Here is a 17,628-nt window from a genome sequence, read left to right on the forward strand (position 1 = left end):
AATTTCCCACGATTAATTTTTTATTTGTATCAAGAAAGTTAATTATCTTCGTCACCAACAGGCACCCGTCCAAACAAATCTTCAAATAAGACAACATTTGTTTCAAGCTGAGTGACTTCTTCTTGTCCCAAAGAACGTCGCAATATATTCTGCACCTCCAACATATGCTCTCTCGAAACAATCTGGTAAGAAATGCCTTGCAACATCTCTCCCTCACCCTTTAGCTGTTGTGATTCAATGGTTTTAAATGAATCTTTATAGCCCAACAAGTCCGGAATACTTTTTGCAGATAAATCAATATTAGTCTGCATATTAGTACTTAGGGCTTTCAAGATAGACTGATAGTGACTAACACTATTCAAGCTGAGAACTTTTTCAACAACTTTTTGAATGACTTCACGCTGACGCTTCTGACGTCCGTAGTCTCCTTCTGGGTCTTGATAACGCATGCGTGAATAAACAAGCGCTTCTTCTCCATTTATTGTCTGTTCTCCAACGCCGATAGAAATGGTGTTAAATTCTTCTTGATCACTGATAGAAATCGGGAAACCTAGCGTGTTATTGACGGTAATTCCACCTACTGCATCGACTAATTGCTGCAAGCCTTGCATGTTAACCATAATGTAGCGATCGATGTGGATATTCATCATCTTTTGAATTGTTTCTATCGCAAGTTCTGCTCCACCACCAGCATAAGCTGCATTAAGTTTCGCTTCTTCAATACTACCATCTTTATGTTGAATTTTAGTCAGGATATCACGCTCCAAACTCAACATCATGGTCTTCTTAGTATGTGGATTGACAGTCAAGAGAATCATGGAATCACTATTTCCAGCCCACTGATCCGTACGTTCCACATTCCCAGTATCAACTCCCATCAACAGAATAGTCATGGGTTCAGTTGCTTCAATAACCTTGGTTTCTTCCCCAATCTTTTTATATGTTTTTGATAAAGTTTGTGTGCCTTGCTGATAAATGGTATAAGCAAAGACACCCACACCCAAAACTGTCACAGCTAGAAAAGCTAGCACCATTCCAATAATTTTTTTAACCATATTTCTACTAATCTATCAGTCTACCCATCAGGTAAACATCGATAAAGTCTCCTTCTTCTATGTACGCACCGCGCTCTTGTCTACCCTCAATTACAAAACCATGCTTTTGATATAGATGAACTGCAGCTTGATTACGAGTTTGAACAGTTAATTGAAGTCTACGAAGAATGCCACTAGCCTGCGCCCATTCTACGACTTCTTCAAGCAAGAAACTTCCCAGCCCATTATTCCAATATTTCTTACCAATCACAATAAAGAGATCTCCAATATGACGAACTCTCTTACGTTGATCAGCTGTGATATTTACAAGGCCAGCAATTTCATCATTCAGTAAGGCAAGTAAAGTGATTTGATTTTCTGAGTGAGCCTGTTTATCCAAAAACAACTCCATCTCAGTATCTGTCAAGAGAATACCATCTCCGTCTAAGCTGGTAAAATCTGTCTCCAAACTTACACGATTTAAAAAGGCCACTAATTCAGCCGCATCATTAGGCCCTGCTTCCCTAATGAGCAATTCATACTCCATGTTGAAGCTCCTCTAAGAGTTTTTCTGCACGCAAACCCTTGGCTTGGAAGTTTAATCTGCGACCATCTTCCTCTTTTAGAATTTCCAATTCTAAATAAGTATCTGGCAAGGCATCACCTAAAAGATTCCCCCACTCGATGACAGTCACTCCACCACCAAAGAGAAATTCATCCAAGTCGATAGAATCAGCATCCCCCTCGATACGGTAAACATCTAGGTGATAAAGTGGAAGACGACCTTCATACTCTCTCACGATAGTATAAGTTGGACTCTTAATCATCTGAGAAATCTGTAATCCCTTAGCAAGGCCTTTTGTAAAGGTCGTTTTACCTGCACCCAGCTCTCCAGTTAAGATTAAAACATCATTCTTTTCTAATAGATGACCCAAGCGTTCCCCTAAGGCTTGTAGCTCTTCTTCATTTTTTGTGTACATGCTCTTATTATACCAAAAACTTTTCTTTTGTGTCTATTTTCCTGCTAAACTTATACTCAATGAAAATCAAAGAGCAAACTAGGAAGCTAGCCGCAGGTTGCTCAAAACACTGTTTTGAGGTTGCAGATAGAGCTGACGTGGTTTGAAGAGATTTTGGAAGAATATAAATTTGAAATAAGGCTGATAGTATTAATTTCACTATCAGCCTTACAGGTTATTTAACGTTTCAGAAAAACTATAATGTCAAGATTAACTAAACAGTATCTAATTCTTTCAAATAATTTTCTATCTTCATCAACATTAAAGGATTGTTATAAATCTTACATAACTCTCTTGCTTCTATATAATAATTTTTTACTTGTTCTTTGTCTAGAAATTTGGCTCCAGCATTTCCTGCAAGAATAAGTAGAGGAGCCAGTTGGTAGCTTGTCTGTCTTTGTTTACAGAGTTCAATCGTCTCAAGAGCTTCTTGGATGGCTTCGTTATATTTTTCCTTTGACGCTAGGTAGTGAGCGTAGTTGTAACGAACTCTGATGTAGCCAAATAAAAACTCTTGATGCTCAAAATTTTTTGTCTGATATAACTCCATTAAATGAGAGTAGTTTGCCTCATATTCTTGTTCACGACCCACTAAGGAATAGAAATTAGATAGAGTATTCAATACCTTTAAATAAATCAGAGTATTTGAGGAGACTTTTAATAATATATTTTCCAATGAAGAAATAGCCTCATACTTACTGTCATATTGATAGAAGTCAATAATAGCTTTAATCCATTCAAGGTAAGTTCGGTCTTCTAGTGTTAGAAAAGTACTTCGTTCAATCTCTATTCTATAAATATATTCCAAATTGTCATAATTTCTGTCATCTAATAGTCGAGCAGACAATTGCTTGAAATTAGAGAGGTTAGATTTAATTTCAATTTGTTCATTAAAAAAATAATCTAATGGTACTTCAAGTCGTTGTGAGAGTTTGAACAAAAGGTCTGCGGAGGGAATGAAATGCCCTCTCTCAATTTTACTAATCTGGCTTTGTTCACAAATTCCTTCTGCAAGAGTTTGTTGGGAGAGTCTCAACTCTTTTCTTTTCAATCTGAATTTCTCTGCGAGTGTATTCATTAAAGATAATAATCCTTCCTATTTGCTTAATCTCATTATAAAATTTTTAGTTCAAAATAGCAAGTTAAAGAAATAAATAATTCACTATGGTAATAAAAAACAAAAAAAGTCAAAAATTACATAAAAATGCTTGGCTAAATAAAATATATCTGTTAAAATAAAAACAAGGAAACAGAAAAGGGTTTCATTGCATGAGAAAAAAACGTGGAATTCAAAAACTAGCTATATTAGCATTACTAGGTGTTTTTACGTTTAGTAACACAATTTCTTACCAACAGTTATTCAGAAGAATAAACGATTGGAGATTCGAGTCCAATCACAAAAGAAGTCCAATGGTCTTGATGTTGGGAAGGCTGATTGATTTCGTATTACTTTAAAATTCAACTATTTAGAGAAAGGTATTCTTATGAGAGCTTGTAACAATACCAGATAGATATAAGAATGGAGATGTTTAATAAAATGCTTTCATAGCTAACCAACTGTTGAAAATTATGAGTTACAAAATCTAAAGTATTTAAGATTAGTTTATAAAATTAGGTCTCTGCCTGTAGAAAGGAACGTGCAGTTAGAAAGGAGGAAAAAATAGGATACTATAATTCAGACTGAGATTTCTAATTAAAATATGTAGTTGCATTTCGCTCATTTTCATAATATTTCATTTAGAGGAGTAATAATATGTTAAAATTTAGAAAAGTAGTTGCATCATCCCTTGCCGTTTTGGCAGTTAGTTTGGCTCTTCCTGTTTTGGCAGCTTCTCACCGTGGTGGCGAGTGGACTTATGGAGGCTATCATGATCCAAATAATTGGGGAGCATTTTCGAATTATTATCATGGTTCAGAGGAGCACTGGGCCTATGTTGGAAGTAATGGACGTGACAATCAAAAGACAGCTTATGCAGGAGCACATAGTGCGGCCTATGCGTTTATTAATACAAATTTTGGGGAGCAAGTTACATTTGATGCGGGATGGCAAGAATAATTGAAGAAGATTCTTTTATCAATAGTTTAGTAAGCTTGTTAGTTTATAGAGGGCAGGGGTATTTCTGCCCTCTATTTTAGAATAAGGAATGCACTATGAAAAAATTATTTATACTCATATCCAACCTGCTTGCTAGTTTGTTCTTTGTTTGGGTATTTACCATTTGGACTGATACATATGTCTCCCATTATTACCCCAACGTTGTTGTACGTGATTCTTCCCCTGAAACAACTTTTCAGCATGTTGCTACACGCTTGGAAAAACTAGCAGAAGAAACGGATAGCTTTATTGCGATTCAACACCAAGATCCTAACTCAGAAGGTACTACAGTTTTTTCTTATACGACCTTTGGGGACGGAAAGTTGCCTGATGGGCTTCAGGAAAAAAATCTAGAAGATGCTCAAAGTAGTAGTGTTGAAACAAACTATTTTGTATTCGATGGAAACCTAGATATTCACTTGCTAAGGGAGGAGCTAAGTCAACTTGGCTTGACTAACATGCACCTGACAATTCCATCTAAACTATCTACGTTAATGGCTATCTTTAGTAACGGATTTCAGTTAATCAGTCTATTGATTTTCATCTTAACCTTTGTAGCACTGACTTTAATTAGTCAAATTAGCCAATTACGGTCGTCGGGCATTCGCCTCATTTCAGGAGAGAAACGGTGGTCCATTTTCCTTAGACCAGTTGGTGAGGATTTGAAAGGGATAGTTGTTGGTTTCAGTTTAGCTGGCGTTCTCGCCATTCTTATGCAAAAAATTCTGTCGCTTCCAACGCAATCCCTAATGACAATAGGAGAAGGCTTGCTCAGTTATAATCTCATCTTGTTGTCGATCTCCCTGTTTTTCGCTCAACTCTTCGCAGTTGGGATAAAAAAGATACACCTGATGCAGATTATAAAAGGGCAAGTGCCTGTCAGAGGAATCATTAGTTTAATTTTAATCGGTCAACTATTAGCGATTATTATTGTAACGCTGGGAATAGGGAGTAGTTTAAAGTATTCCCAAGCCTGGCAACAGCATCGGATTGGACAAGAGGTTTGGAGTCAGGAAAGGCAACTGACTATCCTATCAATCAGCCGTGAAGGAACGAGTCCTGGTTTTGATGAACAAGCTCAAAGAAAACTCAGAACTTGGTATCAATTGATGGATCTGGCTGTTTCAGAACAAAAGGCTTTCTTATCTAGACACCAGTTAATTGACCGTACTTTGCAAAATGGCATGGCTTCCTCCAAAAACTTGACAACCTCTACAGAATGGCACGATTACAGCCCGAATGGCAATGTCCTTATCGTCACACCGCAATACTTGGAGCGTCAAAACATTCCTGTAGATACAACTATTGAGCAAAAGATGAATCACCTTGATGTAGGGGAGTTTGTCTTATTACTGCCTGAACACCTCCGTTCAGAGGAAGAACATTATAAATCTGTTTTTGAAGACGACTTAACCAGTCGCATATCTAGTAAAGATGAACGACAGCAAATGACTGCTACGGTAGGTTATTTGGAATCAGGTCATGATCGTTTTGTGTATAATACGACCCCTATTTCTTACCAGCAGTTTTTGAAAGATCCAATCATCATTGTTATAACACCCCAATCAACTGGTCCACAGTCCATTGTGTTTTGGGTAGACGCAGTACAGAACTACGTTCTCTTTAATCAATTGTCTGATGCCCAGGAGCTTATCCAGAGACAAGGCATTGAAAATTGGGTCTCAGAAATGCAAACAGGTTACCACAACTACATCACATTATCGGATAATATCCAGAGGGAACGTTGGGTAATGCTAGCAGGAGCTGTGCTTGGGATTGCAACTTCAATCTTGTTGTTTAACACTATGAATAGGCTCTACTTTGAAGAATTTAGACGTGCTATTTTTATCAAACGCATTGCAGGTCTCAGGTTCTTAGAAATCCATCGCACTTATCTCTTTGCTCAACTGGGTGTGTTTTTACTGGGATTTGTTGCGAGTGTATTTCTTCAGGTAGAGATAGTAGTTGCTTTCTTAGTCTCGTTACTCTTTACTGGTCTATCTCTTTTACAGTTACATGTCCAAATGCAGAAAGAAAACAAGATGTCCATGCTTGTTTTGAAGGGAGGTTAATATGATTGAACTTAAACAGGTGAGTAAATCTTTTGGAGAACGAGAGTTATTTTCGAATCTTTCAGTGACATTTGAGGCTGGAAAAGTCTATGCCTTAATTGGTTCAAGTGGTAGCGGAAAAACAACCTTGATGAACATGATTGGGAAATTAGAATCTTATGATGGGACGATTTTTTACCGAGGTAAAGACTTGGCCAATTATAAATCGAGTGATTTTTTCCGTCACGAATTGGGCTACCTCTTCCAGAACTTTGGCTTAATTGAAAACCAAAGTATTGAAGAAAACCTTAAGCTAGGTCTCATTGGTAAAAAGTTGAGTCGGTCGGAACAGCGGTTGAGGCAGAAGCAGGCTTTAGAACAGGTCGGCCTGGCTTATCTTAACCTAGATAAGCGCATCTTTGAGTTATCGGGCGGAGAATCGCAACGGGTTGCCTTGGCAAAAGTTATCTTAAAGAATCCACCCCTTATTCTGGCAGATGAGCCAACAGCTTCAATAGACCCAGCAACCTCTCAGTTGATTATGGAGATTTTGCTATCTCTTCGAGATGATAATAGGCTAATCATTATCGCAACACATAATCCGGCAATTTGGGAGATGGCTGATGAAGTGTTCACGATGGATCGTCTGAAATAAAAATCCTTGTTTTTAATTGCACGATGAGTTACTGAAATATTATCATGAATCAATAATTGGAGTTAATTTAGAATTGTACTTTATTAATATTGAGGTAACTTTTTCTTGATAAAGGAAGAAATAGTGGAGAGGAAGTTAGAATGAAAAAATTTGACAATTATATTATTGAGAAGCCTTGCGATTCTAATTCAGATAAACTGCAAAAAATCTTAATAATTGAAAGTTTGGTAGATGATATTTTGCAATTTTCTCTCAGAATCAATAATAGTGTAGGAGAGATTTTCCTCCTACAACCGTTTCAAAAGAAAACTATCTTTATTCCATGTTATTTTGAGGAAGATATTGTGAAAGTCAAAGATGATGATAAAGTTGAGTGGAATTTGTTAGAATTTCAAAAATTTAGAGCATTTTTGGCTTAGTAATCTGTGTTGAAGGCTCAAAATCTATGGTAAAAAAGTAGCTTTGAAAACGTATTGCCTACAAAGATTTAGTTAAATAATGATTTAACACAAAAAGAAATTATTGAAGTTCTGGAAAGATGTTGTTTCAGTATTGAGAAAAAGTGCGATTTTCACAGAGAAAGGAAGAAAAAGTATAGAAATATAGTCAATTGAAACAAGAACAGAACAAAAGAACCTTTTGTGCCATATTTTTCTCCTTTCGCTTTACAATTGGCTTGAACACCTTTATTGTATTGCGTTTGGAGTTTTTTTTGGTATAACCTTCGACGCGCACCCGCATAGCGGGTGTTTTTTTGTCTCGCACCTAACGGAGCAAGACGAACTAATAGTCACTTAATCAAAAACGCACCATATCAAAAACTAAAAAGTTTGATATCATGCGTCATGTCTTAAACTAATTGACTATACTTTCTATTCAAATGAGCTTTTAACCAATTGATTGAGCCGATCCACTCTTAAAACCAAAGAGCAATTTCTCTCTTAGCTGACTCTTCTGAATCTGAACCATGTACAACATTTTGGATAACCTCATTTTCTCCAGTCGCTTTTGCAAAATCACCTCGAATAGTTCCTGGCAAAGCTTCTTCTGGGCGAGTCGCACCCATCATAGTCCGCCAAGTTTCGATTACTTTGGGACCTGAAATGACACCCACAAGAATCGGTCCTGAAGTCATAAATTCACGAATCGGTGGGTAAAAACTTTGACCAACCAAGTCCTGATAGTGCTGATCAATCAACTCTTCTGAAACCTTTGAACGCAACTCCAATTTTTCGATTGTAAAGTCACGTTGTTCGATGCGTTTCAACACTTCACCAACTAGCCCTCTTTTTACACCGTCTGGTTTAATGATAAAAAATGTTTGTTCCATACCCGTCTCCTTTGTCAGCTTCTTTCTTTTATTTTACCACATTTCATGGAAAAATGGAGAAAGTTTTCAGAAAAGAGAAAGAGAACCCGAAGGCTCTCTCATCTCTTTTATTCTACTGTTTCTTCCACAGTTTCAACGGCAGTATCCACAACTACTTCTGTTGTTTCTTCGTTTCCTTCTTCCTCTACTGGAGGATTAAGGTATTCTTCTTCGTTGATAGCATGTGGTTCAAGGTTACGGTAGCGAGCCATACCAGTACCTGCTGGGATGATCTTACCGATGATAACATTTTCTTTAAGTCCAAGGAGATGGTCTTTCTTACCACGGATAGCCGCGTCAGTAAGGACACGAGTTGTTTCCTGGAAGGAAGCCGCTGACAAGAAACTATTCGTTTCAAGTGAGGCTTTGGTAATTCCCATAAGGACTGGACGACCTGTCGCTGGAACTCCACCTGCGATAAGGACATCTTTGTTAGCATCTGTAAAGTCATTGATATCCATGAGGGTACCCATGAGAAGATCTGTGTCACCTGGATCCATGACACGTACTTTACGGATCATTTGACGAACCATTACCTCGATGTGTTTGTCACCGATTTCTACCCCTTGGCTACGGTAAACTTTTTGTACTTCACCGAGAAGGTAAGTTTCAACTGACAAGACATCACGGACTGCAAGGAGACGTTTTGGTTGGATAGAACCTTCTGTAAGAGCAGCACCACGCGCTACTTGGTCCCCAACTTCGACACGCATACGAGCAGTAAATGGAACGACATATTCACCTTCGCCAGTTTCACCCTTAACAAAGACTTTCTTAGTACGAGTTGATGCATCTTCTTCGATAGCGGTAACTTGTCCTTTAACCTCTGTGATAACCGCTTCCCCTTTAGGATTGCGGGCTTCAAAGATTTCTTGGACACGAGGAAGACCTTGAGTGATGTCGGTATTTGAGGCAACCCCACCCGTGTGGAAGGTACGCATTGTAAGCTGTGTACCAGGTTCCCCGATAGATTGGGCAGCGATTGTACCAACTGCTTCACCAACTTCAACTGCATCACCAGTCGCCAAGTTGATACCGTAACAGTGACGGCAAACACCATGACGAGTGTTACATGTAAATACAGAACGGATAGTCACTTCTTCCACACCAGCATTCACAATTTCACGCGCCTTGTCTTCTGTAATCAACTCATTTGGACCAATGATCACTGCACCAGTTTCTGGATGTTTAACAGTTTTCTTAGTGTAACGACCATTGAGACGTTCTTCTAGAGACTCGATCATCTCTTTTCCTTCTGCGATAGAGCGGATCAAGAGACCACGGTCTGTTCCACAGTCGTCCTCACGGATGATAACGTCTTGGGCAACGTCAACCAAACGACGAGTCAAGTAACCTGAGTCGGCTGTCTTAAGGGCCGTATCGGTCATACCTTTACGGGCACCGTGAGTTGAGAAGAACATTTCGAGTACTGACAAACCTTCGCGGAAGTTTGAAAGGATTGGCAATTCCATGATACGTCCGTTCGGAGCCGCCATCAGACCACGCATACCGGCAAGCTGTGAGAAGTTTGAGATGTTACCACGGGCTCCAGAGTCCATCATCATAACGATTGGGTTCTTAGGATCTTGGTTGGCAATCAAACGTTTCTCTAGTTTTTCACGGGCAGCACGCCATTCAGCTGTGACGGCATTGTAACGCTCGTCGTCTGTGATCATACCACGACGGAATTGTTTGGTGATCTGTTCTACACGTTTATGTGATTCCTCAATGATTTCAGCCTTGTCATCAACGACTGGGATATCGGCAATACCCACTGTCAATCCTGCAAGAGTTGAGTGGTGGTAACCGAGGTTCTTCATACGGTCAAGTAGAGCAGAAGTTTCTGTCGTACGGAAACGTTTGAAGATTTCAGCGATGATATTTCCAAGGTTTTTCTTCTTGAATGGAGGATTGAGTTCAAGTTTGCTGATTGCTTCCTTGATATTTCCACCAAGTGGCAAGAAGTATTTAGCTGGAACGCCTTCTGTCAAGTTGGCATTGTTTGGTTCTTGCAAGTATGGTAGACCCTCTGGCATGATGTCGTTGAAGAGGATTTTACCAACTGTTGTAAGCAAAACTTTGTGTTTTTGCTCTTCTGTCCATGGTTTGTTGAGGCTGTCTGTTGCAATACCAACACGTGAGTGGAGGTGAACATAACCATTACGATAAGCCATAACCGCTTCGTCACGGTCTTTGAAGACCATTCCTTCACCTTCGCGACCAGCTTCTTCCATAGTCAAGTAGTAGTTACCCAAAACCATGTCCTGAGATGGAGTAACAACTGGTTTACCATCTTTCGGGTTCAAGATATGCTCAGCAGCGAGCATCAAGATACGAGCTTCTGCTTGGGCTTCTTCTGAAAGCGGTACGTGGATGGCCATTTGGTCCCCGTCAAAGTCGGCATTGTAGGCTTCACAGACAAGTGGGTGCAAGCGAAGGGCCTTACCATCAATCAAGACTGGCTCGAAGGCTTGGATACCCAAACGGTGAAGGGTCGGTGCGCGGTTCAAAAGCACTGGGTGTTCTTTAATCACTTCTTCAAGAATATCCCAGATACGCTCATCTCCGCGTTCTACCAAGCGTTTAGCCGCTTTGACGTTTTGTACGATATCACGCGCTACGATTTCACGCATCACAAATGGTTTAAAGAGCTCGATCGCCATTTCACGTGGTACACCACATTGATACATCTTAAGAGTTGGACCAACGGCGATAACGGAACGTCCTGAGAAGTCAACACGTTTACCGAGCAAGTTTTGACGGAAGCGTCCTTGTTTACCTTTAAGCATGTGGCTCAATGATTTAAGAGGACGGCTACCTGGTCCTGTGATTGGACGACCACGACGACCATTGTCAATCAAAGCGTCAACCGCTTCTTGAAGCATACGCTTCTCATTTTGAACGATGATACCAGGCGCATTCAACTCAAGCAAACGAGCCAAACGGTTGTTACGGTTGATAACACGGCGGTACAGATCATTCAAGTCAGATGAGGCAAAACGACCACCATCCAACTGCAACATTGGACGAAGATCTGGTGGGATAACTGGAAGGATGTTGAGAATCATCCATTCAGGTTTGTTTCCAGACTTGTAAAAGGCATCCAACACATCCAAACGACGGATGGCTTTTACACGTTTTTGTCCAGTCGCTGTTTTCAACTCTTCTTTGAGTTCAGCAATTTCTTTTTCAAGGTCTACTTGTTTCAAAAGGTCTTGGATGGCTTCGGCACCCATCTTGGCAACGAACGATCCATAACCATACTCACGCAAGCGCTCACGGTATTCGCGCTCTGTCATGATAGACTTGTGCTCAAGTGGTGTATCCTTAGGATCAATCACCACATAAGCCGCAAAGTAGATAACTTCCTCGAGAGCACGAGGGCTCATATCAAGGGTCAAGCCCATACGGCTTGGAATCCCCTTGAAGTACCAGATGTGAGATACAGGAGCTTTCAATTCGATATGTCCCATACGCTCACGACGAACTTTTGTACGCGTTACTTCAACCCCACAACGGTCACAAACAATTCCTCTGTAACGAATGCGTTTGTATTTACCACAAGCACATTCCCAGTCTTTTGTAGGACCAAAGATAACTTCATCAAAGAGTCCTTCACGTTCTGGTTTCAAGGTACGGTAATTGATTGTTTCAGGTTTTTTGACTTCTCCATAAGACCACGAACGGACTTTGCTTGGAGAAGCTAGGGTGATTTGCATACTTTTAAAACGATTTACATCAACCACTATTTCTTCCCTTTCTATTCTAAGTGAACTGCTTATTCTTGTTCAGCAGCTTCTTCAGTTGCTTCCGCTTTTGTTGCTTTTTCAGCTTCTTCAGCTTCAAAGGCTGCTTTAGCCTCTTGTGCTGCTTTTTCGCGGGCTTTTTCAAGGTCATCTACGTGGATGACATCTTCGTCCATTCCTTCATCCAAGTCACGAAGTTCCACTTCTTGGTCATCTTCGTCAAGGACACGCATATCAAGACCAAGAGATTGCAATTCTTTGACAAGAACTCGGAAGGATTCTGGAACACCTGGTTTTGGAATTGGTTTTCCTTTTGTAATAGCTTCATAAGCTTTCAAACGTCCGTTGATATCGTCAGACTTGTAAGTCAAGATTTCTTGAAGGACATTTGACGCACCGTAGGCTTCAAGAGCCCAAACCTCCATCTCACCGAAACGTTGTCCACCAAACTGAGCTTTACCTCCGAGTGGTTGTTGGGTAACAGTTGAGTAAGGTCCAACTGAACGCGCGTGCAATTTATCGTCAACCATGTGGTGGAGTTTGATCATGTACATGACTCCGACAGAAACACGGTTATCAAATGGTTCACCAGTACGTCCATCGTAAAGGATTGTTTTGGCATCGCTATCCATACCAGCTTCTTTAACAGTTGACCAAAGGTCTTCAGAACTTGCTCCGTCAAAGACTGGTGTTGCGATGTGAATATCAAGAGTACGAGCAGCCATACCAAGGTGAAGCTCCATAACCTGACCGATATTCATACGTGATGGCACCCCAAGTGGGTTCAACATGATGTCGACTGGAGTTCCATCTGGAAGGTAAGGCATGTCTTCTACAGGAACGATACGAGAGACAACCCCTTTATTTCCGTGACGTCCGGCCATCTTATCTCCGACCTTGATCTTACGTTTTTGAGCGATGTAGACGCGAACCAGCATATTGACACCTGATTGCAACTCATCTCCATTTGCACGTGTAAAGATCTTAACATCACGAACGACACCATCGGCACCGTGTGGTACACGAAGAGAAGTATCACGCACTTCACGAGATTTATCTCCGAAGATAGCGTGCAAGAGACGTTCTTCAGCTGAAAGGTCTTTCTCACCCTTAGGTGTTACTTTACCTACAAGGATGTCACCTTCTTTAACCTCAGCACCGATACGGATAATACCCATTTCGTCAAGGTCTTTAAGGGCATCTTCCCCAACGTTTGGAATTTCACGAGTGATTTCTTCAGGCCCAAGCTTTGTATCGCGCGTTTCTGATTCGTATTCTTCAAGGTGGACAGATGTATAAACATCGTCTTTTACCAAGCGTTCGCTCATGATAACAGCATCCTCGAAGTTGTAACCTTCCCAAGTCATGTAGGCAACGATTGGGTTTTGTCCAAGTGCCATTTCCCCATTTTCCATAGAAGGGCCGTCAGCGATGAAATCTCCTTTTTCAACGACATCGCCAACTTTTACGAGAGTGCGTTGGTTGTAAGCAGTACCTGAGTTTGAACGACGGAATTTTTGGATGTGGTAAACGTCCAATGAGCCATCTTCACGACGAACTTCTACCTTGTCCGCATCTGCATAAGTAACTTTACCGTCATACTGAGCAATCACAGCAGCTCCTGAATCGTGGGCCGCCTGATATTCCATACCAGTACCAACGTAAGGTGCTTTTGGATTAATCAACGGCACAGCCTGACGTTGCATGTTGGCTCCCATGAGGGCACGGTTGGAGTCATCGTTTTCCAAGAAAGGAATACATGCTGTCGCAACGGCAACTACCTGTTTTGGTGATACGTCCATGTAGTCAACAACATTAGCTGGATACTCTTGGTTGACCCCTTGGTGACGTCCCATGACAACTTTTTCAGCAAATGTTCCATCTTCATTCAGACGAGAATTAGCCTGTGCTACAGTAAATTCATCTTCTTCATCGGCTGTCAACCAAACGATTTCGTTCGTGACAACACCTGTTTCGCGGTCAACCTTACGGTATGGTGTTTGAACAAAACCATATTTGTTCAAGTGTCCGTAAGATGACAAGTTATTAATCAAACCGATGTTAGGTCCTTCAGGTGTCTCGATTGGACACATACGGCCGTAGTGAGTGTAGTGCACGTCACGTACTTCATATCCAGCACGGTCACGTGTCAAACCACCAGGTCCTAAGGCTGACAAACGGCGTTTGTGAGACAACTCAGAAAGTGGGTTGTGTTGGTCCATAAACTGTGACAACTGTGATGAACCAAAGAATTCTTTAACCGCAGCTGTTACAGGACGGATATTGATAATTTGTTGTGGTGTCAAGACTTCGTTGTCTTGAACAGACATACGTTCACGGACATTACGTTCCATACGAGAAAGTCCAAGACGTACTTGGTTGGCAAGCAATTCACCAACCGCACGAATACGACGGTTTCCAAGGTGATCGATGTCATCTACACGGCCAAGTCCTTCAGCCAAGTTGAGGAAGTAGCTCATCTCAGCAAGGATATCTGCAGGAGTGACGATACGAACCTTGTCATCTGGATTGGCATTACCAATGATGGTTACAACACGGTCTGGATCCGTTGGTGCAACAACCTTGAACTTTTGAAGAACAACTGGATCAGTCACAACCGCAGCATCATTTGGAATGTAGACAATCTTGTTCAAATCTCCATCCAAATAGCTTTCAATACTTTCAATCACGCTACGAGTCATGATTGTACCAGCTTCTACCAAGATTTCTCCTGTTTCAGGGTCTACCAATGGCTCTGCAATGGTTTGGTTGAGCAAGCGTGTTTTAACATTGAGTTTTTTATTGATCTTGTAACGACCAACTGCTGCCAAATCATAGCGACGTGGGTCAAAGAAACGAGCTACAAGCAAGCTACGTGAGCTTTCAGCAGTCTTAGGCTCACCTGGACGAAGACGTTCGTAAATTTCTTTCAAAGCTTCGTCTGTACGAGAGTCCATTGGGTTCTTGTGGATATCTTTTTCAACAGTGTTGCGAACCAATTCGCTGTCACCAAAGATATCAAAGATTTCATCATCACCTGAGAAACCAAGCGCACGAACCAAGGTTGTAAATGGAATCTTACGAGTACGGTCGATACGAGTATAGGCAATATCTTTTGAGTCGCTTTCAAGCTCCAACCAAGCTCCACGGTTAGGGATAACAGTTGAACCGTAACCCACTTTACCGTTCTTATCTACTTTGTCGTTAAAGTAAACACCTGGTGAGCGGACCAGCTGAGATACGATAATACGTTCACCACCATTGATGATGAAAGTACCCATTTCTGTCATGATTGGGAAATCACCAAAGAAAACTTCTTGGGTCTTGATTTCGCCTGTTTCTTTATTGATCAAGCGGAAGGTTACAAAAATTGGTGCTGAGTAGCTAGCATCGTGGATACGAGCTTCTTCTAGCGTGTATTTTGGTTCCTTGATTTCATATCCAACGAATTCCAACTCCATGGTGTCTGTGAAGTTTGAAATTGGCAATACATCTTCAAATACTTCCTTAAGACCATGGTCTAGGAAAGCTTTGAATGAGTCAGTTTGAATTTCAATCAAATTTGGTAAGTCAAGAACTTCTTTGATTCTTGAAAAACTACGACGGGTACGATGTTTCCCGTATTGAACGTCATGTCCTGCCAAGATGATTCTCCTTTGTAAATAAGTTCCAAGCCTTATCAATCAGGCTTTCTAATCGTCATATGGTTTTAAAAACCCCTATCACCGTGTCCCTTTGATAAATTTTCAGAATCTTTAAGTCTTTGTTACAAGTACTCAAAATCCTGAAAAAAAGCACAAAAAGAGCAGCTAAATCTGACTTTTTCAGAAGATTTAACTGCTGTGAGCCCTGTCTGGACAATATTTCAGACAAGACCTACGACAAATGATTACTCATATTATACCCTATTTAGCTAGATTTTTCAAGGGGATTAACGAATTTTTGACAAAATCTTTTCCTATGAAAAATTAAATTCAATGATCACTTTGCAAATTTCATTTTCAGTTTAATAGTCCAAGAAAAATATGGTAAATTACGGTTGTACTATATTTATCCTAGTCTATTTTTCTTGACTTTACTTGGTTTTTCTTTTAATATATATGTATAAATATATATGGAGGATTGTGATGAATATCTTGCTTTCTAAAACTGAACAAGATTTATTATTCTTACTGGAAGAATTAACCAAACACCATGATTGGATAGAACTTCCAGTCTTGGCTGAGAGGCTGAATTTTTCAATAGAAGAATTGCAAGAACACGTTTTTAAGCTTGAGCAATTATTCCCAAACCTCCTGATACAATCAACAAAAGAAGTCATTCAATTGCAGTTTGACTTTCAAAATACCTTGGATCCCAGGATTGCGATTTTTAAACAGTCTGAAACTTACTCTTTTTTGAACCGTCTGTTTTTCAAGGAGGAAGACTCACTTGACCAAATGTGTCAAGAACTTGTGATGAGTTACGAACGAGGTCAAGAAATCATCCAGCATCTAAATACGAAGCTTCCACCACACTATGGCATCAGCATCCAACCTTCCCCTTTAGTCATGGATGGAACAGAAGAGGACATTCGTGCCTTTTATCTAGACTACTTTAGCCAAAGTTACGACTTTCTTGATTGGCCCTTCCCTTCGATTTCTGAAGAATCACTCACACACTTGATTCAGCTATTTTTGGACGCCCAACAAGTTTCCCCCAACCTCAGTAGCTTACGGCAAATCAAATATATTCTTGCTATCAATCTAGAGCGGTTTAGTAAGAGTCATTTGATTGAAAATCCTACTCCTCTTTTAACCAGTCACTACAGCTCCCTCATGCAAATTCCGCAGTTTGAACAAGACATCAAAAAGCTGGCTAAAAAACTCCATTTTGAACCTAGAAAGAAAACACTGGAACAACTATTTTCAAACCCAATCAAATCTCCTAAAATTACAGACAATGCTAACAGTGGTGCACTGAGCGATATTCATCATATCCAAAAATCCTATCATTTATTGAGCCAAATTCTAGAAGAACTGGCTAAAGAATTTCACCTACAGATTGAAAATCGCGAGGAATTGACTTGGCTCCTCCACTACACTGCCCAATCTGATTTCTTCCACTTACTCAGTAACCAGTCTCTCGACAGACAGAAATCTCAGATTTTAAGCAATTATCAAGCAGAATTCCCAAAACTATTTGAAGTAAGTCAACACAAATTCCAATCTTATCTGACTGAAATGGGACTGGAAAATCACCCCATTAAATTACAAGAACTTATCTACACCTTTTCTATCCAAGGGCATCGAATTTTAGTCCAATTACTTCAAAAATTTCCCAAAATTCGTGTTTTGGTCATTAGTCATCTGGATAGTCATCACGCACAAAACCTTATCGACACCCTTGCTCACTACGGCAATAATCTCTATCTCTTTGATTCTTGGGAAGAATCTACGATTTCTTTCTCAATTCTCAATCAAATCCCACACGATATTGTTATCACTACCTTTCCTGTTACCAACTCTCCGAAACCACTTATCTACAGTCGTAACTTCTCTACGTCAGAATTATTCCACCATCTCCACCTTCTGGCTTCTCAAATTCATAAAGAAAGACTGACCAAATCGTAACAAAATCTGTTGCGATTTTTCTTTTATTTTAATTTCAAGAAAACGCT

The 17,628-nt window shown here is 40.2% G+C and carries 12 protein-coding genes and 1 pseudogene; 6 read left to right on the forward strand and 7 right to left on the reverse strand.

The window, feature by feature from the left end; translation table 11 throughout:
* Positions 1-38: 38 nt before the first annotated feature.
* From brpA to HMPREF0851_RS09420, 4 genes are all read right to left on the reverse strand, one after another.
* Positions 39-1,055, reverse strand: a complete 1,017-nt coding sequence (gene brpA / locus HMPREF0851_RS09405; RefSeq protein ID WP_000239272.1) for a biofilm formation/cell division transcriptional regulator BrpA — start codon at positions 1,053-1,055, stop codon at positions 39-41.
* A 7-nt stretch (positions 1,056-1,062) separates the two neighbouring features.
* Positions 1,063-1,581 (reverse strand): GNAT family N-acetyltransferase, encoded by a 519-nt coding sequence (locus HMPREF0851_RS09410; RefSeq protein WP_000455550.1) that lies wholly within the window; start codon positions 1,579-1,581, stop codon positions 1,063-1,065.
* Complete coding sequence (tsaE, locus tag HMPREF0851_RS09415; RefSeq protein WP_000288241.1) at positions 1,571-2,014, reverse strand: tRNA (adenosine(37)-N6)-threonylcarbamoyltransferase complex ATPase subunit type 1 TsaE; 444 nt, start codon at positions 2,012-2,014, stop codon at positions 1,571-1,573. Before tsaE ends, HMPREF0851_RS09410 begins: the two co-directional genes overlap by 11 nt.
* Before the next feature lie 253 nt (positions 2,015-2,267).
* Complete coding sequence (locus HMPREF0851_RS09420) at positions 2,268-3,131, reverse strand: helix-turn-helix domain-containing protein (RefSeq protein WP_001093631.1); 864 nt, start codon at positions 3,129-3,131, stop codon at positions 2,268-2,270.
* A 191-nt stretch (positions 3,132-3,322) separates the two neighbouring features.
* Here HMPREF0851_RS09420 and HMPREF0851_RS16650 point away from each other — a divergent pair.
* The 5 genes and pseudogenes from HMPREF0851_RS16650 to HMPREF0851_RS16700 all read left to right on the forward strand — a co-directional run bounded on the left by HMPREF0851_RS16650 (position 3,323) and on the right by HMPREF0851_RS16700 (position 7,273).
* Positions 3,323-3,492 (forward strand): annotated as a pseudogene (locus tag HMPREF0851_RS16650) (PhrA family quorum-sensing system peptide).
* Positions 3,493-3,806: 314 nt separating this feature from the next.
* Complete coding sequence (locus HMPREF0851_RS09430) at positions 3,807-4,109, forward strand: lactococcin 972 family bacteriocin (RefSeq protein ID WP_000911562.1); 303 nt, start codon at positions 3,807-3,809, stop codon at positions 4,107-4,109.
* 95 nt (positions 4,110-4,204) lie between these two features.
* Positions 4,205-6,220, forward strand: coding sequence for a bacteriocin-associated integral membrane family protein (locus HMPREF0851_RS09435; protein WP_000732382.1), 2,016 nt, complete (start codon positions 4,205-4,207; stop codon positions 6,218-6,220).
* Position 6,221: 1 nt separating this feature from the next.
* Positions 6,222-6,854, forward strand: a complete 633-nt coding sequence (locus HMPREF0851_RS09440) for an ABC transporter ATP-binding protein (RefSeq protein WP_000571436.1) — start codon at positions 6,222-6,224, stop codon at positions 6,852-6,854.
* A gap of 140 nt (positions 6,855-6,994) precedes the next feature.
* Positions 6,995-7,273 carry a hypothetical protein gene (locus HMPREF0851_RS16700; protein WP_000712968.1) on the forward strand — a complete coding sequence of 93 codons (279 nt, stop codon included), beginning with the start codon at positions 6,995-6,997 and terminating at the stop codon, positions 7,271-7,273.
* A gap of 497 nt (positions 7,274-7,770) precedes the next feature.
* Here the strand turns inward: HMPREF0851_RS16700 and ndk are convergent, their stop codons facing one another.
* The 3 genes from ndk to rpoB all read right to left on the reverse strand — a co-directional run bounded on the left by ndk (position 7,771) and on the right by rpoB (position 15,613).
* Positions 7,771-8,184, reverse strand: a complete 414-nt coding sequence (ndk, locus tag HMPREF0851_RS09450; protein WP_000438283.1) for a nucleoside-diphosphate kinase — start codon at positions 8,182-8,184, stop codon at positions 7,771-7,773.
* Positions 8,185-8,291: 107 nt separating this feature from the next.
* Complete coding sequence (gene rpoC / locus HMPREF0851_RS09455) at positions 8,292-11,969, reverse strand: DNA-directed RNA polymerase subunit beta' (RefSeq protein ID WP_000228747.1); 3,678 nt, start codon at positions 11,967-11,969, stop codon at positions 8,292-8,294.
* Between the two features lie 32 nt (positions 11,970-12,001).
* On the reverse strand, positions 12,002-15,613 hold the full coding sequence (rpoB, locus tag HMPREF0851_RS09460) for a DNA-directed RNA polymerase subunit beta (RefSeq protein ID WP_000907132.1): 3,612 nt from the start codon (positions 15,611-15,613) through the stop codon (positions 12,002-12,004).
* Positions 15,614-16,096: 483 nt separating this feature from the next.
* Between rpoB and HMPREF0851_RS09465 the strand changes: the two genes are divergently transcribed.
* Positions 16,097-17,581: a M protein trans-acting positive regulator PRD domain-containing protein gene (locus tag HMPREF0851_RS09465; RefSeq protein ID WP_001023726.1), complete on the forward strand. Its 1,485-nt coding sequence runs from the start codon at positions 16,097-16,099 to the stop codon at positions 17,579-17,581.
* Positions 17,582-17,628 lie beyond the last annotated feature (47 nt).

Origin of the sequence: Streptococcus sp. M334, from assembly GCF_000187745.1 — a bacterium.
Taxonomy (GTDB): Bacteria; Bacillota; Bacilli; order Lactobacillales; family Streptococcaceae; genus Streptococcus.

Bases quoted from the DNA above. Each gene is read 5' to 3' on its own strand.
- brpA (WP_000239272.1), bottom strand. From the start codon at position 1,055: ATGGTTAAAAAAATTATTGGAATGGTGCTAGCTTTTCTAGCTGTGACA.
- HMPREF0851_RS09410 (WP_000455550.1), bottom strand. From the start codon at position 1,581: ATGGAGTATGAATTGCTCATTAGGGAAGCAGGGCCTAATGATGCGGCT.
- tsaE (WP_000288241.1), bottom strand. From the start codon at position 2,014: ATGTACACAAAAAATGAAGAAGAGCTACAAGCCTTAGGGGAACGCTTG.
- HMPREF0851_RS09420 (WP_001093631.1), bottom strand. From the start codon at position 3,131: ATGAATACACTCGCAGAGAAATTCAGATTGAAAAGAAAAGAGTTGAGA.
- HMPREF0851_RS09430 (WP_000911562.1), top strand. From the start codon at position 3,807: ATGTTAAAATTTAGAAAAGTAGTTGCATCATCCCTTGCCGTTTTGGCA.
- HMPREF0851_RS09435 (WP_000732382.1), top strand. From the start codon at position 4,205: ATGAAAAAATTATTTATACTCATATCCAACCTGCTTGCTAGTTTGTTC.
- HMPREF0851_RS09440 (WP_000571436.1), top strand. From the start codon at position 6,222: ATGATTGAACTTAAACAGGTGAGTAAATCTTTTGGAGAACGAGAGTTA.
- HMPREF0851_RS16700 (WP_000712968.1), top strand. From the start codon at position 6,995: ATGAAAAAATTTGACAATTATATTATTGAGAAGCCTTGCGATTCTAAT.
- ndk (WP_000438283.1), bottom strand. From the start codon at position 8,184: ATGGAACAAACATTTTTTATCATTAAACCAGACGGTGTAAAAAGAGGG.
- HMPREF0851_RS09465 (WP_001023726.1), top strand. From the start codon at position 16,097: ATGAATATCTTGCTTTCTAAAACTGAACAAGATTTATTATTCTTACTG.